The following is a 6,528-nucleotide window of genomic DNA, read 5'->3' on the forward strand; positions in this document are numbered from 1 at the left end:
CATACGAACCCCAAAAGCTTCTCATATATTTTCTAGAGAGGCCTATATTGTAGCTAAAGAGATAGGCTTATAGTTAGCATTTATAGGGATACTTTTGTTGATAGCTCTTCAAAGGAAGGAGGGAGAAAGTGTTTAATACCGAGGTGGCGAAATAGGTAGTCGCGTTACTTTGAGGTGGTAATGCTTTTATAAGTATACGGGTTCAAGTCCCGTCCTCGGTATTATATAATAAACATAATACGCATCTAAAGCGGAGTGGAGCAGGCTTGGCAGCTCATCGGGCTCATAACCCGAAGGACGTTGGTTCAATTCCAACCTCCGCATCTGAGATCTTGGTGTTCTTGTGTTGTTAGTTAACCTTTGTATATTAGTATGTAGATTAGTATGTATGATGTTCATTGTAGCTTGAAAAGGCAGTCTATATTGGTATGTATCTATAGGCTATTAGATGAACCAGGCTCTAGGACAGATATACGTTGGTTCTTAACAGCTACAGAGCACATACATAGCTGATGAACCATTCCTTTCTCGAGTAGAGGCTACCCATATGCTTATTATATACCTAAAGCAATACCTAAACCATGCTCTAATAGCAGTCTGATATTGAGGAAAGAATCTATATAGTAGCAACCCTTTCTTACTCAGAAACCTAGTAACAAAAGCTAACATACTTTTAATACTCTCAAGGACTGTTTTGACAATACACCTATCTCTTGGAACGCTAGCACAAACGTCTGCAAGAATAAGACTGAACTTAGAGTGTTTAGTGTTTAACCCCATTCCCATTTCAACCTCAAGTCTGGTTTGGGTGTTGCAGTCTGTATATTCTCCGTTAATAAAGCATACTTCGTTTATGTATTCCATAGGCATCTTATCAATAGCAACAACCTTGTACGTTCCACTAGTCTTTTTCTTAACCTCCAATACATACTGAACCCAACAACCAGGTGCTGTGCCTAACCCTAATATTGTGACACAGTTCTCAATAAGATTATACTTGCCTTCTATGCTCTTCAGAACAAACACGGAGCTTGCCCTATAGTCTTGAGTTCTTACCTTTCTAATGTATAGACCCTTAGAGTAGTGCTTGAACCAGCTGTGTGTTTTGAAAGCTTTACTCATATATATTAATTCCTGCTACTGATTGAAGTTTACAAGTCCTTAACCTATTAACAGACAAACAGCCTTCCACAACTGCTAGACCTCCTCTAATAGTGGAATAATAAGGTATTCCTGTTGTTTTAGCAATGAGTCTGAGCGTTGCGTTACGTTTGGATGTTGATATAACCACTGTTACTCCTTCTTCTATAGACACGGCTTCTTTTATAGTTAACCCTTTGCTCCTAATAGCTTTTGATGTATGGCTTGTTCCGTATAGGTTAAAACCTAAGTTCGAAAGCATACGAGCGATCTGAGATATACGCAGCTTTTCTTTGATGTCCGTGTTGAATAGAACACCTTCACCTGATATAACAAACCCACATGAAACTTGAGACTTAAGCCAGGCTTCCCCAAATGTTCTTCCTACTCCCATTACTTCTCCGGTTGATCTCATTTCTGGTCCTAACATTGGATCGATATGAGGGAACTTGACGAACGGAAGCACAGACTCTTTAATGGTGCACATGGTTGTTTTAACGTTAATATTAGTTTCGAAACCTAAAGAACCTTTAGCCATTACCCTTGTAGCTAGGTTCACTAGAGGTAGTCCAATAGATTTAGAAACGTATGGTATTGTTCTTGCAGCTCGAGGATTAACCTCAAGTACATATATTCTTTCATCATTGGTTCCTAAGCTCTGTATTGCAAACTGGATATTCATTAGCCCAACTATATTGAACACCTTTGCTAGGGTCTGTGTTTGTTCTTTAAGTTTCATTATGGTGTTTGAGTTAACTGAACGAGGAGGTAAAGAATTAGCTGAGTCTCCAGAATGAATACCTGCTTGTTCAATATGTTCCATAATACCAGGCATAATAATATTAACACCATCGCTTACACAGTCAATGTCACATTCTACTGCTTCAGTTAGAAACCGTTCTATAAGGACCTTTGGAAGTTCTAAGCTGTTAGCATAGTTAACACACCAACGTAGGTCGGATTCATCATGCAATATCTTCATGTTACTACCACCTAGCACATACGAAGGTCTTACTATCACAGGATACCCAAGCTCTCTAACCTTTGATATGGCCTCTTCCTTTGAATTAACTATAAAGCTCTTCGGTTGTTTGAGAGCTGTTCTGCTGACTGCTATCTTGAAATGCTCTCTGTTTTCTGTTAACTCTATAGCTTTCGCTGAAGATCCTAAAATGCTTATGGTTCTTTTGTTTAAGGACTTTGCAAGCTTTAAAGGAGTTTGACCTCCGAATTGGATTATGACTAGACAGGGCTTTTCTTTAATAGTAACTTCTTCTACGTCTTCGAGGGACAGCGGTTCAAAATAAAGCCTGTTTGGTATATCATAGTCAGTTGAAACAGTCTCTGGGTTGCAGTTAATCATTATAGCTTCAAAGCCTCGTCTCTTTAGTGCGATAACAGAATGAACGCAACAATAATCAAACTCTAAACCCTGACCGATTCTATTTGGACCACTTCCTATTACTGCCACCTTATTATTATTGATTGGGTTTGCTTCACAGGTTCCTTCATATGTTGAATACATATACGATGTTTTAACTGGAAACTCAGCAGCACAAGTGTCAATACGTTTATAAGAAGGGAACACATTTAAGGCTCTTCTCAAATATACTACGATATCTTCACTAACATTCCAAAGCTTAGATACCAACTGATCAGAAAGACCAAGCTGTTTAACTGTTCGCCATTCATTCCTGGAAACATAACAATATCTTTGTCCCAACAGTCTTACTTCAACGGTTGAGATATGCTTAAAGTAAAACAGGAACCATTTATCAATGCAAGTTCTTTCATATATTAGGTTAATTCCTAACCCAACTCTAAAAGCTTTCATAATGTACAATAGTCTCTTTGGACCAGGATATGAAAGGAAGGTTAGTATATTCTCAATGTTCACTTGTAGGTCCAACACATGGACATCATAGTCTAAGCTTCTTAATGACTTCTGGAATGATTCTGGAAAGCTACGACCAATTGCCATTACTTCTCCGACTGACTGCATTTGAGTATTAAGAACTGGTTCTACCCCTGGGAACTTTTCAAACGTAAACCTTGGTACTTTAGTGACTATATAATCCACTGTTGGTTCGAAAGATGCTGGTATACAATCGCTGGTGGATCTGTTCTTAAGTTCCTCTAAAGAATAACCTACCGCCAGCTTGGTAGATATCCTCGCAATCGGAAACCCTGTTGCTTTTGAGGCCAACGCTGAAGATCTTGAGACTCTTGGATTCATCTCTACCACTACCATCCGACCAGTCTGGGGACAAAGAGCAAATTGTACGTTACAGCTTCCAGACTGGACTCCTGCTTGGTTTACTATTGCAAAAGCTGCCTTTCTCATCGATTGGTATTCCTTGTCAGTGAGTGTCTGAGCGGGAGCCACTGTCATTGAGTCTCCTGTATGTATTCCCATAGGGTCAATGTTTTCAATAGTACACACCACCATGCAGTTATTATTATAGTCCTTCACTATTTCCAACTCATATTCTTTCCAACCAAGGAGAGACTCTTCTATTAATACTTCACTAACAGGAGACAGCCTAAACCCAGCTTTGCATATTGCTACAAACTCTCTTTTGTCATATGCAACACCACCTCCTAACCCTCCTAAAGTAAACGATGGTCTAACAATGATTGGATGTGTCTTGCTAGTTTTGCTTTCGATATCAGCTTTTACCCTAAGCGCTTCGCTCACTGTATGTGCTAGTCCTGACAACGCAGAATTGAATCCTAAGCTTTTAACAAGGTTCTTAAATAGATGCCTATTCTCTGTACGTTCGATGGAGTCAGGAGTTACTCCGATACATTCTATGTCCAAGTCTTTAAGAACAGAAACATTGTTAAGCTCTCGTAAACAATTCAAAGCTGTTTGTCCTCCCATTGTTGGCAAGATTGCGTCTGGCTTTTCTTTGCGTAGTATCTCAGCTATCGACTTAACATTCATTGGTTCTATGTATGTAGAACTTGCTAGATTGGGGTCTGTCATTATTGTCGCAGGGTTGCTATTTATCAAAGAAACACTTAAACCTTCTTCGATCAAAGCTTGGCATGCTTGGGTTCCTGAATAATCAAACTCACACGCTTGTCCTATAGTAATCGGACCTGCACCTAGCACAACAATACTTTTGATATCTGTTCTCTTAGGCATCTATTAGACCACACTGTTGAATACGGCAATGAAGGCATCAAACAGATATTCTATATCTTTGGGACCTGCACATGCTTCTGGATGTCCTTGAAAGCTTAACGTTAAATGATTATATGTCTCCAACCCTTGGATTGATTCATCGAATAAGGAAATATGAGATATCCTGAAAGCATCGTTTAGAGAGGCTGGTTCAATGGTAAAGCTATGGTTCTGAGAAGTGGTTACTACAGAGCCGCTGTTTAGGTCTTTAACTGGGTGGTTTGTGCCGTGATGTCCTAGTCTCAAGCGGTTAGTTTTCACACCCAAGGAAAGAGAAGTAACTTGGTGCCCGAAACAGATACCTAACATTGGTGCTCTACATCGTATTATCTTTTTAACGTTTGAGACTATGTCTGGGTTTATGCTAGGACTACCAGGTCCATTAGATAATACTATTCCATCCACAGCTAGGTTCAATATGTCCTTACTGTTGACGTAAGCAGAAACAACATAAGCTCTACAGTTTCTATCCATAAGGCTTCGCAATATACTGAGCTTTAACCCGAAGTTTAAAACTATGACTTTATACTTATGTTCCAAGCAGCTTCTATTGGGTTGCCAAGATACAGATTTACCATTGAATGCTTCTTTCGATAAGTCTCTCGTAGATATATCTATTGAGGCTCTAGCAACATCAACTACTAGCTGATTAGCGTTCCTACTGGTTATAACGCAGCCTTTGATAACACCTCGAGTCCTTAAGGTTTGTGTTAACAGCCTGGTATTAACTCCAGACACTACTACCATTCCTGCTTTCCTAACCTTTTTGTATAGGGAACACATTAGTCTGACCCCAGATTGAAAAGTAGAAAGCGAACGTACAATGGCTCCTGAAGCGTAAACTCTTTGTGACTCAACATCAGTATTATTTATGCCTGTGTTTCCAATATGTGGAAAAGTGAATACTATTAGTTGTCCAAGGTAGCTTGGGTCGGTAATAGTTTCTTGGTAGCCAGTTATAGAAGTATTAAATATTAGCTCTCCAGTAATGATGCCTTTTGCTCCAACTGATCTACCTTCAAAAGCAACCCCATCCTCTAAACCCAACAAAGTATCCAACACGAACCTCATATAGGAATAGGAACTCTGTTAATAATAGGATAAAACCTAATAAAGCTACTCCAACCTGGAGACTACTATGAATACAAACACTAGATATGTTATATTAGATTCTGAGACTACAGGTTTAAATGTGATGTCCGATAGGATTGTAGAGTTAGGATGTGTAGAAGTAATGGAAGATGTTGTCACTGGGAATTACTTTCAAAGCTACGTTAACCCAGACTATTTAAATACTCCTGGTGCGTTAAAGATACACGGCTTGAAAGACTCTTTCCTTAAAAAGCAGACTAGGTTTAAGGAGGTTGCTGATAGGTTTTTGCTTTTATATATGGATCGGTAATAGTAGCCCACAATGCTTCATTCGATGTTAACATTATAAACAGGGAGTTAGTTAGTATAGGTTATCCATCAATTGCTCGGTTCAGCTTAGGAATAATAGATACTCTCACAAAAGCTAAGGTATTATTTAATAAACGTTGTTCTTTAGATTATTTGTGTGATAGGTTCAATATACCAAGAACCAAAAGAATAAAGCATGGAGCTCTGATAGATGCAAAGCTTTTAGCAGATGTTTTTATAGTATTGAATAGAATCAAGGCATCAACGGCAGGTTTTAATGATGGTTGTGGACCAGTAGAACGTACGTCTCTTTGTAAAAGGTTGCCTCTCATATCAGTTAGTAGTTCTGAACAGCAGTTACATCAGAACATTCTTAACGAGATAGATAGTCTTACGGTTGGGGACTGCGTTTGGTAGTTAACTATAGGTTGGGGGGAACACTTAAACTATAAAGACATCTAACGCATGCCTATGGGTTAGGGGTAGGAGAGAGGGAGGTAAGGCAGTAGCGAGGGAGAACATAGGGGTGTTCTGGGTTAATCTCTGGAATGATTAGTAGGTGGTTCTGGATAGTAGGTAGTGGAGTTAGGGTCAGTAGTAAACAGAAGAGGATGTTTGTGAGGGAGTATGTGTGGGAACTCTCAGTAGGAAAGGTATCCCGGAGAAGGTTGGGGTGGAAAGCAGTAGTATGTTCTGCTGTCAGTCTGTTCATTGTTTCGTTAGCTTCGTTAGCCTCATACATATACGATAGCCTCATCATACATACTTTAAGGCTGTTCTCCTAGACTATCAACCCT

At 39.3% G+C, this 6,528-nt stretch carries 4 protein-coding genes, 2 tRNA genes and 1 pseudogene; 3 read left to right on the forward strand and 4 right to left on the reverse strand.

What is annotated here, in order from left to right; genetic code table 11:
• Positions 1-137 precede the first annotated feature (137 nt).
• Positions 138-221 (forward strand) — tRNA-Leu (locus tag TPPER_RS00855).
• A 28-nt stretch (positions 222-249) separates the two neighbouring features.
• Positions 250-324, forward strand: a tRNA-Met gene (locus TPPER_RS00860).
• A gap of 159 nt (positions 325-483) precedes the next feature.
• Here TPPER_RS00860 and TPPER_RS00865 read toward each other — a convergent pair.
• From TPPER_RS00865 to carA, 3 genes are read right to left on the reverse strand one after another with little or no spacing between them, the layout of a single operon-like run.
• On the reverse strand, positions 484-1,122 hold the full coding sequence (locus tag TPPER_RS00865) for an SAM-dependent methyltransferase (RefSeq protein WP_099336890.1): 639 nt from the start codon (positions 1,120-1,122) through the stop codon (positions 484-486).
• Positions 1,115-4,291: a carbamoyl-phosphate synthase large subunit gene (gene carB, locus TPPER_RS00870; RefSeq protein ID WP_099336891.1), complete on the reverse strand. Its 3,177-nt coding sequence runs from the start codon at positions 4,289-4,291 to the stop codon at positions 1,115-1,117. The genes TPPER_RS00865 and carB overlap by 8 nt, the downstream gene beginning before the upstream one ends.
• A 3-nt stretch (positions 4,292-4,294) precedes the next feature.
• Entirely contained in the window at positions 4,295-5,401 is a 1,107-nt protein-coding gene (gene carA / locus TPPER_RS00875) for a glutamine-hydrolyzing carbamoyl-phosphate synthase small subunit (RefSeq protein WP_099336892.1), read from the reverse strand.
• Positions 5,402-5,525: 124 nt separating this feature from the next.
• Between carA and TPPER_RS00885 the strand changes: the two are divergent.
• A pseudogene (locus TPPER_RS00885) lies at positions 5,526-6,148 on the forward strand (exonuclease domain-containing protein).
• Between the two features lie 52 nt (positions 6,149-6,200).
• Here TPPER_RS00885 and TPPER_RS01300 read toward each other — a convergent pair.
• Positions 6,201-6,473: a hypothetical protein gene (locus TPPER_RS01300; RefSeq protein WP_146684949.1), complete on the reverse strand. Its 273-nt coding sequence runs from the start codon at positions 6,471-6,473 to the stop codon at positions 6,201-6,203.
• Positions 6,474-6,528: the final 55 nt, after the last annotated feature.

Origin of the sequence: Candidatus Tremblayella phenacoccinincola (assembly GCF_002682985.1) — a bacterium.
Lineage (GTDB): Bacteria > Pseudomonadota > Gammaproteobacteria > Burkholderiales > Burkholderiaceae > Tremblaya > Tremblaya phenacola_C.